The sequence below is a fragment of the Pseudomonas sp. H2_A10 genome, assembly GCF_054680085.1.
The window spans coordinates 2423709-2437460 of record NZ_CP162821.1; the positions used below are offsets into that span (position 1 = coordinate 2423709).

At 62.2% G+C, this 13752-nt stretch carries 11 protein-coding genes; 6 read left to right on the forward strand and 5 right to left on the reverse strand.

Annotated features, from left to right (window positions below):
- Positions 1–534, reverse strand: coding sequence for a retropepsin-like aspartic peptidase RloA (rloA, locus tag AB4O23_RS11355; RefSeq protein WP_017527441.1), 534 nt, complete (start codon positions 532–534; stop codon positions 1–3).
- 272 nt (positions 535–806) lie between these two features.
- Here rloA and AB4O23_RS11360 point away from each other — a divergent pair, with 272 nt between their 5' ends.
- From AB4O23_RS11360 to prpD, 6 genes are all read left to right on the forward strand, one after another.
- On the forward strand, positions 807–1517 hold the full coding sequence (locus AB4O23_RS11360) for a GntR family transcriptional regulator (RefSeq protein ID WP_017527442.1): 711 nt from the start codon (positions 807–809) through the stop codon (positions 1515–1517).
- Entirely contained in the window at positions 1514–2407 is an 894-nt protein-coding gene (prpB, locus tag AB4O23_RS11365) for a methylisocitrate lyase (protein WP_065878219.1), read from the forward strand. The genes AB4O23_RS11360 and prpB overlap by 4 nt, the downstream gene beginning before the upstream one ends.
- 39 nt (positions 2408–2446) lie before the next feature.
- Entirely contained in the window at positions 2447–3574 is a 1128-nt protein-coding gene (gene prpC, locus AB4O23_RS11370) for a bifunctional 2-methylcitrate synthase/citrate synthase (RefSeq protein WP_460150483.1), read from the forward strand.
- A gap of 141 nt (positions 3575–3715) precedes the next feature.
- Positions 3716–6310, forward strand: coding sequence for a Fe/S-dependent 2-methylisocitrate dehydratase AcnD (acnD, locus tag AB4O23_RS11375; protein WP_460063213.1), 2595 nt, complete (start codon positions 3716–3718; stop codon positions 6308–6310).
- 13 nt (positions 6311–6323) lie between these two features.
- Positions 6324–7514: a 2-methylaconitate cis-trans isomerase PrpF gene (gene prpF, locus AB4O23_RS11380; RefSeq protein WP_017527446.1), complete on the forward strand. Its 1191-nt coding sequence runs from the start codon at positions 6324–6326 to the stop codon at positions 7512–7514.
- Between the two features lie 130 nt (positions 7515–7644).
- Positions 7645–9129: a 2-methylcitrate dehydratase gene (gene prpD / locus AB4O23_RS11385; RefSeq protein WP_460063217.1), complete on the forward strand. Its 1485-nt coding sequence runs from the start codon at positions 7645–7647 to the stop codon at positions 9127–9129.
- Positions 9130–9189: 60 nt separating this feature from the next.
- Here the strand turns inward: prpD and AB4O23_RS11390 are convergent, their stop codons facing one another.
- The 4 genes from AB4O23_RS11390 to moeB are packed head-to-tail and all read right to left on the reverse strand — an operon-like array spanning position 9190 to position 13742.
- Positions 9190–9918 (reverse strand): alanyl-tRNA editing protein, encoded by a 729-nt coding sequence (locus AB4O23_RS11390; protein ID WP_460089299.1) that lies wholly within the window; start codon positions 9916–9918, stop codon positions 9190–9192.
- Positions 9919–9920: 2 nt separating this feature from the next.
- On the reverse strand, positions 9921–10913 hold the full coding sequence (locus tag AB4O23_RS11395) for a serine O-acetyltransferase (RefSeq protein WP_017527449.1): 993 nt from the start codon (positions 10911–10913) through the stop codon (positions 9921–9923).
- 37 nt (positions 10914–10950) lie between these two features.
- The gene (locus AB4O23_RS11400) at positions 10951–11865 is read right to left on the reverse strand and encodes a PLP-dependent cysteine synthase family protein (protein WP_065878211.1); all 915 of its coding nucleotides are present in this window, start codon (positions 11863–11865) and stop codon (positions 10951–10953) included.
- Between the two features lie 14 nt (positions 11866–11879).
- Positions 11880–13742: a molybdopterin-synthase adenylyltransferase MoeB gene (gene moeB, locus AB4O23_RS11405; protein ID WP_017527451.1), complete on the reverse strand. Its 1863-nt coding sequence runs from the start codon at positions 13740–13742 to the stop codon at positions 11880–11882.
- Positions 13743–13752: the final 10 nt, after the last annotated feature.

Below are 13752 nucleotides of genomic sequence, written 5' to 3' on the forward strand. Positions count from 1 at the left end.
TTACTCGGCGGTATGAGCGTCGGCGGCGCAGGCGGGTTTGCCTGCTGCGTATTTAAGACTGGGGTCGATCAGCGCATCAAAGCGTTTCAACGCTTCGGAGCCGATCAGCAGCGGGTATTGGAAAGCGCTGCGGTCAGTCAAGTTCACTTCGATGCTGCGTAAAGCGCTGCCCATGCAGATATCCAGGGAAATCACCGGGCGGGCGGTGTAGTTCTTGTCTTCATCGGGGTCGTAGTCGCCAGCGCGGCGCTTGATCTTGCTGACGCGGGCCAGGGGGCGCTCGATGGGGTGGGAATGGGCGGCGTCGATGGCCAGGTAGAATCGCACCCAGGATTCGCCGTTGCGCTTGAAACGCTTGATATCGCGGGCGCTGAGGGACGCGGTCTTGGCACCGGTGTCCAGCTTGGCGGCGACCTCCAGGTCGATATCAGCCAATTGGGCATATTCGTTGAGGCCATACACGGTCTTCTCGGCGGCAACGCCAAGGCTCGGTAGGCACAGTAGGCAAAACAGGGGGAAGGGCTTGAGTCTCATAGATCCTGAGGCGGTGCAGTGCGATGTTCAATTCAAGGCGACTGGCATTGCTGCGCAAACTCCCTCGTGCGCCGTTTCATCCAATGATGTCAGGCAAAAGCGGCGGGCATTCTAACATGATGCTTTTTTGGCGCCAGCGCTGGCAGGCGGCCATGCTCTCGGTGAATACGTTGAGGGTTATTAGACGATTGTCGACAATGTGGATTTATTCTTTGACTAATGCAGGCTGATTGGCTAGTTTTTGCGGCATTGCTTTTAAAGGTGTCGACAATATGTGGGTTCAATCGGAATCTCCGGTCGCTGCTTCCGACGAGTCCCAGACAATGTCGGAGAACGTCTTCCGGCGTATCCAGGCCGCCATCGTCAAGGGCGAGATCGCCCCCGGCAGCAAGATCTCCGAGCCGGAACTGGCGCGCACCTACGGCATCAGCCGCGGCCCGCTGCGCGAAGCGATCCATCGTCTGGAAGGCCAGCGCCTGCTGGTGCGCGTGCCCCATGTGGGCGCCCGCGTTGTGTCGTTGAGCCATGCCGAGCTGGTCGAGCTCTATGAGATCCGCGAGTCCCTGGAAGGCATGGCCTGCCGCTTGGCCGCCGAGCGCATGACCGACGCCGAAATCGAAGAACTGCGCCAAGTGCTGCATACCCATGAACGGGATGCGGCATTCCAGGCCGGCGTCGGTTACTACCAGCAGGAAGGCGACTTCGACTTTCATTACCGGATAATTCAAGGCGCGGGCAACCGCACCCTCACTCAAATGCTCTGCGGCGAGCTGTACCAGTTGGTGCGCATGTACCGCATCCAGTTCTCCGCCACGCCGAATCGTCCACGCCAGGCTTTTGCCGAGCATCACCGCATTCTGGACGCGATTGCCGATCGCGACGGTGAATTGGCCGAATTGTTGATGCGCCGGCATATCGGCGCTTCCAAACGCAATATTGCCCGTCACTTTCCGGACGGCGCCCCTGATAGAGGTGAGTCATGAGTTCGAATAATAAAAGCACACCCGGCCAGCGTTTCCGTGACGCGGTCGCCAGCGAGCATCCGTTGCAGGTGGTCGGCACGATCAACGCCAACCACGCCCTGTTGGCCAAGCGCGCCGGCTTCAAGGCGATTTATCTGTCAGGCGGCGGCGTGGCTGCCGGCTCCCTGGGCGTGCCGGACCTGGGCATCACCGGCCTGGACGACGTGCTCACCGACGTGCGTCGTATCACCGATGTATGCGACCTGCCGCTGCTGGTGGACGTGGACACCGGGTTCGGTTCCTCGGCGTTCAACGTGGCGCGCACCGTCAAGTCGATGATCAAGTTCGGCGCGGCCGCCATCCACATCGAAGACCAGGTCGGCGCCAAACGCTGCGGGCATCGCCCGAACAAAGAAATCGTCTCCCAGCAGGAGATGGTCGACCGCATCAAGGCCGCCGTGGATGCGCGCACCGATGACAGCTTTGTGATCATGGCGCGTACCGATGCCCTGGCCGTCGAAGGCCTGGAATCCGCCCTGGAGCGTGCCGCCGCCTGTATCGAGGCCGGTGCCGACATGGTCTTCCCGGAAGCCATCACTGAACTGGAGATGTACAAACTGTTCGCTGCCCGGGTGAAAGCGCCAATTCTGGCCAATATCACCGAATTCGGTGCGACGCCGCTGTACACCACCGAACAGTTGAAATCTGCCGATGTTTCCCTGGTGCTGTACCCGCTCTCGGCCTTTCGCGCCATGAACAAGGCCGCCGAAAACGTCTACACCGCGATCCGTCGCGACGGCACCCAGCAGAACGTGATCGACACCATGCAAACCCGCATGGAGCTTTACGACCGCATCGACTACCACACCTTCGAGCAGAAGCTCGACGCGCTGTTCGCCGCGAAAAAGTAACGAACGCGCCTCCCATAACTACAAAATTGGAGAACGAACATGGCTGAAGCAAAAGTATTGAGTGGCGCCGACCTGCGTGGCCAGGTCGCCGGGCAGACCGCTCTGTCCACCGTGGGCCAAGCCGGTGCCGGCCTGACCTATCGCGGCTACGACGTACGCGAACTGGCCGCCGACGCGCAGTTTGAAGAAGTCGCCTACCTGCTGTTGTACGGCGAACTGCCGACCCAGGCCCAACTGACCGACTATCGCCACAAGCTGAGCAAGCTGCGCGACCTGCCCCAGGCACTGAAAGAAGTGCTGGAACGCATCCCCGCCGACGCCCATCCGATGGACGTGATGCGCACCGGTTGTTCGTTCCTGGGCAATATCGAACCCGAGAAAGACTTCAGTGTGCAACGGGATGTCACCGACCGCCTGCTCGCCGCGTTTCCGGCGATCATGTGTTACTGGTACCGCTTCAGCCATGACGGCAAGCGCATCGACTGCGTGACTGACGAGCCAGGCATCGGCGGCCACTTCCTGCACCTGCTGCACGGCAAGAAGCCGAGCGAGCTGCATGAGAAAGTCATGAATGTGTCGCTGATCCTCTACGCCGAGCACGAGTTCAACGCGTCGACCTTCACCGCACGAGTGTGCGCTTCGACCCTGTCGGACCTGTATTCCTGCGTCACCGCTGCCATCGGCTCGCTGCGCGGCCCGCTGCATGGCGGCGCCAACGAAGCGGCGATGGAGATGATCGAACGTTTCGGCTCTGCCGCAGAAGCGGTGGAAGGCACCCTCGGCATGCTGGCGCGCAAAGACAAGATCATGGGCTTCGGCCACGCGATCTACAAAGACAACGACCCGCGCAATGAAGTGATCAAGGGCTGGTCGAAAAAACTCGCCGACGAAGTGGGCGACACCGTGTTGTTCCCGGTCTCCGAAGCCATCGACAAAACCATGTGGGAGCAGAAAAAACTCTTCCCCAACGCCGACTTCTACCATGCCTCGGCGTACCACTTCATGGGCATCCCGACCAAGCTGTTCACGCCGATCTTTGTCTGCTCGCGCCTGACCGGCTGGGCCGCGCATGTGTTTGAGCAGCGTGCCAACAACCGCATCATCCGTCCAAGCGCCGAGTACACCGGCGTCGAACAGCGCAAGTTCGTGCCAATCGAACGTCGCTGAAGACCGGCGATCCTGAAGTGGAATGAGATCAAATGTGGGAGGGCGGTGCGACGACTCGACTTGCCCCCTTCCACATTTAAATCGCATGTCAAATCTGGATCAGTGGGTCCCTCTTGCAACCACCGTGACCGAGTCCTGACGATGAACACTGAATTTCGCAAACCGCTGCCCGGCAGCCGCCTGGATTACTTCGACGCCCGCGCGGCAGTCGAAGCCATCACCCCCGGCGCCTACGCGACGTTGCCCTATACCTCCCGCGTGCTCGCTGAAAACCTGGTGCGCCGTTGCGACCCGGCCACCCTTGAGGCGTCCCTGAGCCAACTGATCGAACGCAAACGCGACCTCGACTTTCCCTGGTTCCCGGCGCGCGTGGTGTGCCACGACATCCTTGGCCAGACCGCGCTGGTCGACCTCGCCGGCCTGCGCGACGCCATCGCCCTGCAAGGCGGTGACCCGGCGCAGGTCAACCCGGTGGTGCCGACCCAGTTGATTGTCGACCACTCCCTGGCCGTCGAGGCCGGTGGTTTCGATCCGGATGCGTTCCAGAAGAACCGCGCCATCGAGGACCGCCGCAACGAAGACCGTTTTCACTTTATCGAATGGACCAAAAAAGCCTTCAAGAACGTCGACGTGATCCCGCCGGGTAACGGCATCATGCACCAGATCAACCTGGAGAAAATGTCCCCGGTGATCCAGGTGCGCGACGGCGTGGCCTTCCCCGACACCTGTGTCGGCACCGACAGCCACACCCCGCATGTGGACGCCTTGGGCGTGATCGCCATCGGCGTCGGTGGCCTGGAAGCCGAGAGCGTGATGCTCGGCCGCGCCTCGTGGATGCGCCTGCCCGAAAGCGTGGGCGTCGAGCTCACCGGCAAGCTGCAGCCGGGCATCACGGCCACCGATATGGTGCTGGCGCTGACCGAGTTCCTGCGCAAGCAAAAAGTCGTCGGCGCGTGGCTGGAGTTCTTTGGTGAAGGTGCGTCGGCGCTCACCCTGGGCGACCGCGCGACCATCTCCAACATGGCCCCGGAATACGGTGCCACGGCGGCGATGTTCTACATCGACCAGCAAACCATTGCCTACCTCAAGCTCACCGGCCGCGAAGACGAACAAGTCGCGCTGGTCGAGCAGTACGCACGCCACACCGGGCTGTGGGCCGATGACCTCAAGGGGGCGCAATACGAGCGTGGCCTGAGCTTCGACCTGTCCAGCGTCGTGCGCAACATGGCCGGCCCGAGCAACCCCCACGCCCGCGTCGCCACGCGTGACCTGGCTGCTCAAGGCATTTGCGGCCAGTGGGACGACGTACCGGGGCAGATGCCGGACGGCGCGGTGATCATCGCCGCCATCACCAGTTGCACCAACACCAGCAACCCGCGCAACGTGATCGCCGCCGACCTGCTGGCGCGCAATGCCAACCGGCTGGGGCTGACGCGCAAGCCGTGGGTCAAATCGTCCCTGGCGCCCGGCTCGAAAACCGTGGCGATGTACCTGGAAGAAGCCGGCCTGGGCCATGAGCTGGAAAAACTCGGCTTTGGCGTAGTGGCCTTCGCCTGCACCACCTGCAATGGCATGTCCGGCGCGCTGGACCCGGTGATCCAGCAAGAGATCATCGACCGCGACCTGTACGCCACCGCCGTGCTTTCGGGCAACCGCAACTTCGACGGGCGGATTCACCCGTACGCCAAGCAAGCGTTCCTGGCGTCGCCGCCGCTGGTGGTGGCCTATGCGATTGCCGGCACCATCCGGTTCGACATCGAAAAGGACGTGCTTGGCCTGGATGCCGACGGCAAGGAGATCCGCCTGCAGGACATCTGGCCGAGCGACGAAGAAATCGACGCGGTGGTCAAGGCCTCGGTCAAGCCCGAGCAGTTCCGCGCGGTATACATTCCGATGTTCGCGATCCACGAAGACACCGGCCCCAAGGTCACGCCGCTGTACGACTGGCGCCCGCAAAGCACCTATATCCGCCGCCCGCCGTACTGGGAAGGCGCATTGGCCGGTGCGCGCCCGCTCAAGGGCATGCGCCCGCTGGCGGTGCTGCCGGACAACATCACCACCGACCACCTGTCGCCTTCGAACGCGATCATGCTCGACAGCGCCGCCGGCGAATACCTGGCGAAAATGGGCCTGCCGGAAGTCGACTTCAACTCTTACGCGACCCACCGTGGCGACCACCTGACCGCGCAACGCGCCACCTTCGCCAACCCGAAACTGTTCAACGAAATGGTGCAGGAAAACGGCAAGGTCAAGCAGGGCTCCCTGGCGCGCATCGAGCCCGAAGGCAAGGTTACGCGCATGTGGGAAGCCATCGAAACCTACATGGAACGCAAGCAGCCGCTGATCATCATCGCCGGTGCCGACTACGGCCAAGGCTCCTCCCGCGACTGGGCCGCCAAGGGCGTACGCCTGGCCGGTGTGGAAGCGATTGCCGCCGAAGGGTTCGAACGTATCCACCGCACCAACCTGGTGGGCATGGGCGTGTTGCCGCTGGAGTTTCTGCCGGGCACCGACCGCCACACCTTGCACATCGACGGCAGTGAAACCTATGACGTGGTCGGCGAACGCACACCGCGTGCGCAGTTGACCCTGGTGATCAACCGCAAGAACGGCGAACGTGTCGAGGTGCCGGTGACCTGCCGCCTGGACACTGCCGAAGAAGTGTCGATCTACGAGGCGGGCGGCGTGTTGCAACGTTTCGCCCAGGACTTCCTGGAATCGGCGGCGACCGCCTGAGAAGAGGATGCATATGGCACCTGTAGCGCAAATCAAGATCCCCGCCACCTATATGCGTGGCGGCACCAGCAAGGGCGTATTTTTCCGCCTCCAGGACCTGCCCGCTTCGGCGCAGGTCCCGGGGAAGGCCCGCGATGCCTTGTTGCTGCGAGTGATCGGCAGCCCCGATCCCTACGACAAGCAAATCGATGGCATGGGCGGCGCCACGTCCAGCACCAGCAAAACCGTGATTCTTTCCAAGAGCACCCGTGCCGATCACGACGTGGACTACCTGTTTGGCCAGGTCTCCATCGATAAGCCCTTTGTCGACTGGAGCGGCAACTGCGGCAACCTGTCGGCGGCGGTGGGTTCGTTCGCGATCAGTGCGGGTTTGGTCGAGCCGGCTCGAATCCCACACAACGGCGTGGCCGTGGTGCGCGTCTGGCAGGCCAATATCGGCAAGACCATCATCGCCCGCGTGCCGATCACCGACGGCGCGGTACAGGAAACCGGCGACTTCGAACTGGACGGCGTGACGTTTCCGGCTGCCGAAGTGCAGCTGGAATTCATGGACCCGGCGGCGGAAGAAGAGGGCGGCGGTGGCTCGATGTTCCCCACCGGCAACCTGGTCGACGATCTGGAAGTACCTGGTATCGGCACCTTCAAGGCCACGCTGATCAACGCCGGTATCCCGACGATTTTCATCAACGCCCAAGACTTGGGTTATACCGGCACCGAGCTGCAAGGTGCGATCAACGGCGACCCCAAGGCCCTGGCCATGTTCGAGACCGTGCGTGCCCACGGCGCGCTGCGCATGGGCTTGATCAAGCACCTGGACGAAGCGGCCCAGCGCCAGCACACGCCGAAGGTCGCGTTTGTGGCCAAGCCTTCCGATTACGTGGCCTCCAGCGGCAAGGCGATCAAGGCCGGGGATGTGGATTTGCTGGTGCGTGCGCTGTCCATGGGCAAGCTGCACCACGCGATGATGGGCACGGCGGCGGTGGCAATTGGCACGGCGGCGGCGATTTCCGGGACCTTGGTCAACCTCGCGGCCGGTGGCATTGAACGTAACGCCGTGCGCTTCGGGCATCCGTCCGGCACCTTGCGCGTGGGTGCTGAAGCCACCCAGGTGAACGGCGAATGGGTCGTGAAAAAAGCCATCATGAGCCGCAGTGCGCGGGTGTTGATGGAAGGTTGCGTGCGCGTCCCCGGCGACTCTTTCTAAAGCCCAACACCAATTCCCTGTGGGAGGAAGCAAGCCTCCCCCCACAAGGGACATAAGCAGGCATACAGACCTGCGACACGATCAACCCTGACCCTGAGGATGGAACAACCCTAACTTTTGGAGCACTGCCATGAGCACCAACGTCGACCAGAACAATCGCCCCGACTACGACCAGGTCCTGCAGGACATCGCCGACTACGTCCTCAGTTACCGAATCGACTCGCCGCTCGCACTGGACACCGCGCGCAACTGCCTGATGGACACGCTCGGCTGTGGCCTGCTGGCCCTGCGTTTCCCCGAATGCACCAAGCACCTCGGGCCGCTCGTCGAAGGCAGCGTGGTGCCGTTCGGCGCACGCGTGCCGGGCACGTCATTTCGGCTGGACCCGGTCAAGGCGGCGTGGGACATCGGCTGCATCGTGCGCTGGCTCGACTACAACGACACCTGGCTCGCCGCCGAATGGGGCCACCCTTCCGACAACCTCGGCGGCATCCTCGCCGTGGCCGATCACCTGTCGCAAAAACGCCTGGCCAATGGCGACGCGCCGCTGACCGTGCGCGTGGTGCTGGAAGCGATGATCATGGCTCACGAAATCCAGGGCGTGATCGCGCTGGAAAACTCGTTCAACCGCGTCGGCCTCGACCATGTGCTGTTGGTGAAAGTCGCCTCCACCGCCGTCACCGCCAAACTGATGGGGGCCAATCGTGAGCAATTGCTGGCGGCCTTGTCCCACGCGTTTGTCGACGGGCAGGCGCTGCGGACTTACCGACATGCGCCGAACGCCGGTTCGCGTAAATCCTGGGCGGCGGGTGATGCGTCGAGTCGTGGCGTACGCCTGGCGGATATCGCGCTGCGGGGCGAGATGGGCATCCCTGGTGTATTGAGTGCGCCGCAGTGGGGGTTCTATGACGTGCTGTTCAGCCACACCAACAAGGATCTGGCCCTCAAGCCCGAAGACAAACGTGCGTTCAGCCTGTCCCAAGCCTATGGCACCTACGTGATGGAAAACGTGCTGTTCAAGATCAGCTTCCCCGCCGAGTTCCACGCGCAAACGGCTTGCGAAGCGGCGGTGACCTTGCACCCGCAAGTCAAACATCGCCTGCATGAAATCGAGCGTATCGTGATCACCACCCACGAGTCGGCGATCCGCATCATCTCCAAGGTCGGCCCACTGGCCAATGCCGCCGACCGCGACCACTGCCTGCAATACATGACCGTCGTGCCCCTGGCGTTCGGCACGCTGGTGGCCGAGCACTACGAGGATGCGTTCCACGCCGCGCACCCGATCATCGACGTGTTGCGCGACAAGATGGAAATCGTCGAGGAACCGCGCTACAGCCGTGAGTACCTGGAAGCCGACAAGCGTTCCATCGCCAATGCGGTGCAAGTGTTCTTCGTCGATGGCACCTTTACCGAGCAGGTGGCGGTGGAGTATCCGATTGGCCATCGTCGCCGTCGTGCGCAGGGCATTTCGTTGCTGGAAGACAAGTTCAAGGCCAACCTGTGCACGCGGTTTACCGGCCAGCGCAGTGCCGAAATTTTTGCCTTGTGCAAGGATCAGGCGCAGCTTGAGGCCACGCCGGTCAACCGCTTCATGGACCTGTTCGTGATCTGAAAAACGGTGCAGGACTAAATTGTGGGAGGGGCGGTGCCCCTCCCACATTCATGATCGCGTTTACTCAAATCGCAGTATCACCCTGCGGTTGTGCTTGCTCTTTTTCTCGATTTTTTCGCAGAACACCCGGCCGATTTCCTCGGTGTTGAGCACGTGGGTGCCGCCGCAGGGCTGGATATCGATGCCGGCGATTTCAATCACCCGTACCGAGCCCTGGATCACCGGCGGCGCCACCGCCTGGGTGCGGGTGATCTGCAGCAGGGTGGCGTATTCCGTGGCGGCCATCGACAGGGTTTTAACCGGGTGGGCCTGTTCTATCAGCGTATTGAGGTCGCGAGTGATGCTGTCTTTGTCGAGGGTCATTTCCGGTAAATCGAAATCCAGGCGGCCCTTGTCGGCGCTGATGCTGCAACCGGTCACGGGGGCGTCAATGATCGAGCACAACAGATGCAGGCAGGTGTGCATTTTCATGTGTTGGTAGCGCCGCTCCCAATCCAGGTCGGCGTCTACCTGCACGCCGGCGGCCAGTTGCTGCGGGCAGTGTTCCACCTGGTGCCAGATGATCGAACGCAATACCGGATCGCGCACCGTGCCTGTCACGGCTACCTGGGTGCCATCGGGCAGGCTCAAATGCCCGGTGTCGCCCGGCTGGCCGCCACCGGTGGGGTAAAACAGCGTGTGCTCCAGGGCAACGCCGTGTTCGCTGACGGCAATCACCCGTGCGCTGAAGGCGTTCTGGTAGGGCGCGCTGTCGAACAGCGCCAGGGTTTCCATGGTGTGCACGGACATGTTCAACCTCCGACGATCAGTGGGCTGGCTTGCAACAGGTGACGCACCATTGCGCTCAAGCCAGGGGGAGAGAGCAGGGTGATTTCAAATTCGGGGCCGCAGACTTTCAGGTTCAGCGGCAGGCGCGGCAGGTGGTCGCCAGTTGCCACGCGGTGCAGGCGAAATTGCAGGTGGTGGCGTTCCTTGACCGTGGGTTCGAGCATCAGCCCCGGCAAAGGGTGGAAATCGGCGTCGAGCACCGTGACCTTGTGGCTGGCATTGATCTCGCCGACCACGTGCAGGCGCTCATCCAGGGCGAAGGCTCCGAGGTAGTTGCTGTGGTCCGATTCATCGTTTTTTTGCAGTTGGATCTGGTTGACCACCTTGACCTTGGTTCCGGCGGGCACGTCCTGGGTGATCACGCACGAAGGGCTGATAAACACGTTATCGCCGATCAGTACATAGCCCAGCACGCGAGCCCCGGAGCCGACTTCGACATTGTTGCCCAGGCGCGGGTGGCGCTTGCCGTCGGGGTTGTTGGCGATACCGCGAGCTCCCAGGGTCACGCCGCAGAGGATGTAGCAGTCGTTGCCGATCTCACAGGTTTCACCGATCACCGTGCCGTAGCCGTGGTCCAGCACAAAGCGCCTGCCGATGCGCGCTGCGGGGTGAATCTCGGCCCCCGACAACACCTTGCCCTGATTGCTCAGCTTGAGGGCGATGCGTGAGAACACGCCGTTGGTCTGGTCGGGGAAGTTCCACACCAAGTGTGCAAGCCGGTAATACAGAACGGCTTTGAACGAAGCATAGGACTCCAGGATCAGTTCACCGCGCCCACGGGACGCCGGGTCGCGGTAGGCATAGGCGATCAGGTCTTCGGCCACCGCCTGCGCAGCGTTTTGCACCAGCGGCGCCAGATGCGGTTCGAGCTGTTTCATCTGCATGGGCGTGAGGGTTCTGATGAGGTGGGTGAGCAACTCATCGTGCAGTTGTTGCATGTCGATAAAGCCGCCCATGGAGGCACCCCCGCAGTCTGGATGGTTGGAAACCCGGTTATTCGAAGTTGGGCAGGTAGCTGTCGGCATTGTCGTAGACCATGGTCAACACCACCGTTTCGGGCGGTAGTTCGGGGGCGAGCCTGGCGATGGCCACCATGTTGGCGGCGGAGGACAGTCCCAGGCTGATGGCGTCGGTGCGCATGATGCGTTTCATCATGTCGAGGCAGTCCTGGCGCGAGACCTTGAGCATGCCGTCGATGACATCGAGGTTGAGGATGCTCGGGATCAGGCCAATCGACAGGCCTTGGATATGATGCGGCGCGTGCTGGTTTTTCAGCAGGTCACATTCCTCAGGTTCCACGCCCATTACGCGAAGCCCGGGCCAGGCGGCTTTGAGGGTTTCGCCGATGCCGGTGATATGGCCGCCGGTGCCGATGCCGCTGATGAAGTAATCCACGTGACGGTCACCAAAGGCGCGCAGGATTTCCGGTGCGGTGGTGTCGCGGTGGGTCTGCGGGTTGGCGCCGTTGCGTTGCTGGTTGAGCATCACGTAGCTGGGGTTTTCCAGCTGCAGTTCCATGCACTTTTCACCGTGGGAGTTGTTACCGAGACGGCTGTCCGACAGCACCACCTTGGCCCCGTACAGGCGCAGTAGCTTCTGTTTTTCGGGGCTGTAGTTGTCGGGAATCACCAGCACCACCTTGTAGCCCAGCACATTGCCGGCCATTACCAGACCAATGCCGGTATTGCCGCCGCTGGGCTCGATAATGGTTTGCCCGGCATCACGGATCAGCACGCCGCGGCGTTCGGCGTCGAGGATCATGCCCAGGGCGATGCGCGCCTTGTGGCTGCCGCCGGGGTTCAGGGATTCCAGTTTGGCGTAGACCTCGATACCGAGGTCTTCGGAAAACTGCGCCAGGCGCACGATCGGCGTATGGCCGATGGCGTCGAGAATTGAGTTATGCAGCATCGTTCAGCCCCTGCTCAGTACAACGGCATGTCGGGTTCGACGTCGCGAACCCAGTGTTTCATGCCGCCTTGCAGGACTTTGGTGTTGGCGAAGCCGGCGGCAATCAGTGTGCTGGCGGCTTGCTCGGCGCGGGTGCCGGCGTAGCAGATCAGATAATGGGTGTTATCGCGGCTGAGGCGGTCGAGTTGCCCGTCCAGCTCGGCCAGGGGGATATGCACCACGCCCGGCAACTTGCACACCTCCAGTTCGCTGGCGTCACGCACATCCAGCAGTACGTCGGCGCTGCGAGGGTGTTCGAGCAGTTGCTTGAGTACCCGTGGTTTGATGTAGCGCTCTTGGGCCAGTGACGGCGCGCTGGGTACGGCGTCGGCGCACACGGCCGGCGCCACCGATTCGCTGTGGCGCAGCTGCGAACAGCACGGGCAGTCGGCGCGGCGCTTGAAGCGGATCTCGCTGAACTTCATCGCCAGCGCATCGAAGCGCATCAGGCGCCCGGACAGAGGCTCGCCAATGCCGATCAGCAATTTGATCGCCTCGGTGGCCTGGATCATCCCGACCACGCCAGGCAGCACGCCGATCACCCCGCCCGCGCTGCAATTGGGGGCCAGTTCCGCCGGCGGTGCCTGGGGGAACAGGCAGCGATAGCACGGCCCGCCTTTATAGTTGAGCACGCTGATCTGGCCGTCGAAGCGATAGATGGCGCCATACACCAACGGCTTGCCCAATTGCACACAGGCGTCGTTGACCAAGTAGCGCGTGTCGAAATTATCGGTGCCGTCGATCACCAGGTCATAGGCCCCCACCAGCTCCAGGGCGTTGTCGGCATTCAGGGCGGTGTTGTGGGCGTTGATCTGGATATGGCGGTTGAGGTCCTGCAGGCGCTGCTTGGCGGACTCGACTTTGGGCATGCCCAGCGTGCCGTTGCCGTGGACGATCTGGCGTTGCAGGTTGCTGCTTTCCACCACGTCGAAATCCACCAGGCCCAGGGTGCCGATACCGGCTGCCGCCAGGTACAGGCTGATGGGCGAGCCCAGGCCGCCGGTGCCGATGATCAGTACCTTGGCTTTCTTGAGGTTCAGTTGGCCTTCGCGGCCGACGCCCGGCAGGGTGATGTGGCGCACATAACGCTGTACCTCTTCGTTGCTCAGGGTGTCGACGTCGATGCCGCCGGACGTCGCGAGCAACACTTCGATCCGGGCTTTTTCCGGCAAGGGTTCATCGGCTTCAATCAACGCTTCCTCCGCGGTAAACAGGAAGTGTTCCTTGAGCTGGTTGTTCTTGTCGTGAAACAGATGCTGGCGCAACTGCGGGTGGTTGGTGCAGAGGTTTTCAATGACTTCGCGCAATGTCGATCCGGGGCCCACGAGGGTCGATTCCGGCAGCTTGGCCACGCGAACCAGAATGTCGGGGAAAGAGACAGCGTTCATGGACAACTCCGTGTGCAGGTCGTTGAAAGGTTTAAGTGCGAAATGTTTGCCATCCCAGGCAAACAATTTGGAACCCAGGGCCTGGCCCCGGCGAACGTCGACCACCAGGTAGCTGACGGGGTAGATCGGTTCGCCCATGAACAGGGCCTTGTCCTGGTCTTCATCGCTGAAATAGGCGCCCACGTCCGGGTGGGAGTGATAGATCACTACCACCGGGTTGTCGCTGCGAAACGCCTTGTTCATCAGCAGGGTGTCGGCGACCGAAAAGGTGTAGCCGTTGGCCGCGCTGCGTGGGTACATCTCGGGGTTCTTGCGGTGCAGCTCATTCTGGATATTGCTGCCCAGGTACACGCTGCCGTCGGCGAAGACGAAGCCACAGCATTCCTCGGGATAGCTGCGGCTGGCGTGGGCGTAGATCTGTTCCAGGGCGGTGGGGCGGAGGACTTCCATGTTTCTCTCG

Excerpts from the sequence above, each read along its gene's own strand:
- rloA (WP_017527441.1), bottom strand. The coding sequence starts at position 534 with ATGAGACTCAAGCCCTTCCCCCTGTTTTGCCTACTGTGCCTACCGAGC.
- AB4O23_RS11360 (WP_017527442.1), top strand. The coding sequence starts at position 807 with ATGTGGGTTCAATCGGAATCTCCGGTCGCTGCTTCCGACGAGTCCCAG.
- prpB (WP_065878219.1), top strand. The coding sequence starts at position 1,514 with ATGAGTTCGAATAATAAAAGCACACCCGGCCAGCGTTTCCGTGACGCG.
- prpC (WP_460150483.1), top strand. The coding sequence starts at position 2,447 with ATGGCTGAAGCAAAAGTATTGAGTGGCGCCGACCTGCGTGGCCAGGTC.
- acnD (WP_460063213.1), top strand. The coding sequence starts at position 3,716 with ATGAACACTGAATTTCGCAAACCGCTGCCCGGCAGCCGCCTGGATTAC.
- prpF (WP_017527446.1), top strand. The coding sequence starts at position 6,324 with ATGGCACCTGTAGCGCAAATCAAGATCCCCGCCACCTATATGCGTGGC.
- prpD (WP_460063217.1), top strand. The coding sequence starts at position 7,645 with ATGAGCACCAACGTCGACCAGAACAATCGCCCCGACTACGACCAGGTC.
- AB4O23_RS11390 (WP_460089299.1), bottom strand. The coding sequence starts at position 9,918 with ATGTCCGTGCACACCATGGAAACCCTGGCGCTGTTCGACAGCGCGCCC.
- AB4O23_RS11395 (WP_017527449.1), bottom strand. The coding sequence starts at position 10,913 with ATGGGCGGCTTTATCGACATGCAACAACTGCACGATGAGTTGCTCACC.
- AB4O23_RS11400 (WP_065878211.1), bottom strand. The coding sequence starts at position 11,865 with ATGCTGCATAACTCAATTCTCGACGCCATCGGCCATACGCCGATCGTG.
- moeB (WP_017527451.1), bottom strand. The coding sequence starts at position 13,742 with ATGGAAGTCCTCCGCCCCACCGCCCTGGAACAGATCTACGCCCACGCC.